This is a genomic window from Frankia sp. CoWAU3 (assembly GCF_977971855.1).
The window spans coordinates 1-3,103 of the sequence record NZ_CDWWXB010000304.1; the positions used below are offsets into that span (position 1 = coordinate 1).

A 3,103-nucleotide genomic window follows, 5' to 3' on the forward strand; every position below is an offset into this window, starting at 1 on the left:
GGAAGACAGGGCTAGCGGGGGTCCGCGCCCGCGCTCAGCGCAGCAGTCCGCGCAGCCGCGCCTGTTCCTGCAACCAGTACATCTCCTGCGCCCACAACCGCAGCCGCTCGACGGCGGCGAGCTCGCCGGCCAGAGCCTGCGCCACGGACGGCCGGCTCAGTACCGCAACGCCGACGGGCGCCCACGGCCAGGCGGCCTCCTCCTCGCAGGCTCGCTGGTAGGCGGCCCGCCGCAGGGCTATCTCGGCGAGGGCGAAATCGATCTGCTCGGAGAGCAGGTCGAGACGCGCGAGCAGGTCCGCGTCACGAACCCACGGACGGCCGCTATAAGCGGGCAATGGAGCGGGCCGCGCAGACATGTTGGGGGAAGGGTACGAGCCCGCGGACACCGGGAACAACACGCATCCCGGAACAGACCTCTGAGCTGCGGTTCATTCTTCCAGCCGGCCGGAATCGGCGGCCCCCTCGGGGAGAACCCGGTGGACACCCGAGTCGGGTGAGACGACTGTCGGGACGTGAGCAACGCAGGTCCGAGGGTAACGCCTACGGTACGGCGTCCATGGTGCCGATCAGATCCGTAAGCCAGCCTGGGGGTCTTTCGGTGAGTCTCACACCACCCGTCCTGCTGATGGTGCTCGGTTTTCCACTCTTCGTAATGGCGGGGATGCTCATGATGGGCGGAATCGAGAAACGTCTGATCGGCTCCCGCGGGTTGCTCTCCCTGGTCACCGAGGACGGCACCGCCTCGGTGGGTGACTCCGGACCAGCCGGTGCACGACCGTCACCCAGCGCACCCGCCACCCTCAGCGCACCCGCGTCATCGGGCGATCGGACGTCACCGCTCATTGGCTGAGCCGTCTCCCAGCCCGCTGGATGCGGACAGTCGAGGGGGCGCTCAGCGGCGGCGGGATCCCCCACCGACCCGCAGCCGACCGTCGAGACCGGCCTCCCGCAACAACGCGGCGAACGCCGGTGTGGGTGCCTGGATCTCCAGACATGAGTGCACCCGGCGGAGCAGCAGATCGGCGCGGAGCAGAGCGGCGAGCCCCGGGATGTCGATCGAGCGTAGGCCCGCGACATCCACCGTGACCGTCCCCCCGCCCCGGCCGAGATGCTCGCCGATCTGCTCACGGAACCGGAGCCGCCCGGCCGTGTCGAGTTCCCCGGCGAGTTCGATGAGCACGTCCTCGCCTGTCCGCCGCACGGACATCCGCAAGGCTCCAGCATCCACCCGCATGACTTCCACCCCCCGATGTCGTCACCGCGCGGGGCCACCCCCAATCGATTACGCAGAGTAACATGCCTCGGTTGGCTGGATCCCCGGCGGGCGTCAGCCGGCCCGCAGACGCTTGATCAGAGCGTTCGTCGAGCTGTCATGCCCCAGCTCCGGTTCCTGCTCGGACCCGAGTTCCGGAATGATCCGACCGGCCAGCACCTTGCCGAGCTCCACGCCCCACTGGTCGAAACTGTTGATCCCCCAGATGACCCCCTGGGTGAACACCTTGTGCTCGTACAGTGCGATCAGCTGACCGAGGGTGAACGGAGTCAGCTTCTGGGCCAGCAGGGTGTTCGAGGGTCGATTACCCGGGAAGGTCCGATGAGCAACGAGGTCCGGCGTGACACCCTCGGCGGCCACCTCCGCGGCTGTCCGGCCGAACGCGAGGGCCTCTGTCTGCGCCAGGAAGTTGGCCAGCAGCAGGGCGTGCTGGTCCACCCCGGCGCCATCCGCCGTGCCCACCCCGGGATGGTTCGGCCGGACGAAGCCGATGAAATCGGCCGGAACGATCGTCGTCCCCTGGTGCAGGAGCTGGTAGTACGCATGCTGTCCGTTCGTGCCGGGAGTCCCCCAGACGATCGGTCCGGTCGGCGTCGACACGGGCCGCCCGGTGAGATCGACCGACTTCCCATTGCTCTCCATGTCCAACTGCTGGAGATAAGCCGGGAATCGGCCCAGGTAGTGGCTGTACGGCAGCACCGCGTGCGTCGCTGTACCGAAGAAGTCGCGGTACCACAGGCCGATCAGACCGAGCAGAACCGGAAGGTTCCGCTCGAACGGAGCCGTCCGGAAGTGCGTGTCCATAGCGGCGAAACCGGCGAGGAACTCCCGGAAGTTCGGCGGCCCGATCGCGATCATCAGCGAGAGGCCGATCGCGCAGTCCACCGAGTACCGGCCGCCCACCCAGTCCCAGAACTCGAACATGTTCACGGTGTCGATACCGAACTCGGCGACCTTCTCGGCATTCGTGGAGACCGCGACGAAGTGCCGGGAAACGGCGTCCTCGCCGAGCAGGCCGGTGAGCCAGGACCGTGCGGCCCGCGCGTTAGAGATCGTTTCCAGGGTGGTGAACGTCTTGGACGAGACGATGAACAGGGTGCTGGCCGGATCGAGATCGGCGGTGGCCTCCCAGATGTCGGTGGGGTCGACGTTGGAGACGAACCGGACTTCGATCGACCGGTCGGCATAGCCGCGCAGGGCGTCGTAGGCCATGGCGGGTCCCAGGTCGGAGCCGCCGATGCCGATGTTGACCACCGTCCGGATCCGCTCACCGGTGGCCCCCAGCCAGTCCCCCGACCGCACCCGGTCGGCGAATTGGGACATCGCGTCGAGCACCCGGTGCACGTCGGGGACGACGTCGACGCCATCCACCTCGATCCGGGTTCCGGCCGGGGCGCGCAACGCCACGTGCAACACCGGTCGGTTCTCGGTGACGTTGATTCTCTCGCCCCGGAACATCGCCTCGATCCGGTCCGCCAGCCCGGCGCGCCGGGCCAGCGCGGTCAGCAACTCGACGGTGCGCGCGGTCAGCCGGTTCTTGGAGTAGTCAAGATAGAGTCCGTCCGATTCGGCGGCGAACGTCTCGCCACGCCGGGGATCGGCGGCGAACAGATCCCGCAGGGACACCTCGGAGATCTCGCGCAGATGCGCGGTGAGCGCCGCCCATTCCTCGGTCGCGGTGATGTCCAGCGGAGCCACCGGGGCAGCGGGCTCGGTTGTCGACATGACGTGGGATGCCCTTCCTCGCAGGTTCAACGTGTGCCGCAGTGCCCATCATCCGCACTGCGGCAGCGGCGACGCTCGTCAGCCCCGTCGGCATGCCCGTGTC

The 3,103-nt window shown here is 68.2% G+C and carries 4 protein-coding genes; 1 reads left to right on the top strand and 3 read right to left on the bottom strand.

The window, feature by feature from the left end:
* Window positions 1–34: 34 nt before the first annotated feature.
* Window positions 35–337, bottom strand: a complete 303-nt coding sequence (locus AC08ON_RS17585) for a hypothetical protein (protein ID WP_476608612.1) — start codon at window positions 335–337, stop codon at window positions 35–37.
* A 263-nt stretch (window positions 338–600) separates the two neighbouring features.
* Between AC08ON_RS17585 and AC08ON_RS17590 the strand changes: the two genes are divergently transcribed.
* Window positions 601–852, top strand: coding sequence for a hypothetical protein (locus tag AC08ON_RS17590; RefSeq protein WP_476608611.1), 252 nt, complete (start codon window positions 601–603; stop codon window positions 850–852).
* Window positions 853–894: 42 nt separating this feature from the next.
* Here the strand turns inward: AC08ON_RS17590 and AC08ON_RS17595 are convergent, their stop codons facing one another.
* Together AC08ON_RS17595 and pgi are read right to left on the bottom strand one after the other, a co-directional pair.
* Window positions 895–1,236: an STAS domain-containing protein gene (locus AC08ON_RS17595; RefSeq protein WP_476608610.1), complete on the bottom strand. Its 342-nt coding sequence runs from the start codon at window positions 1,234–1,236 to the stop codon at window positions 895–897.
* Between the two features lie 93 nt (window positions 1,237–1,329).
* Window positions 1,330–3,000 (bottom strand): glucose-6-phosphate isomerase, encoded by a 1,671-nt coding sequence (pgi, locus tag AC08ON_RS17600; protein WP_476608609.1) that lies wholly within the window; start codon window positions 2,998–3,000, stop codon window positions 1,330–1,332.
* Window positions 3,001–3,103: the final 103 nt, after the last annotated feature.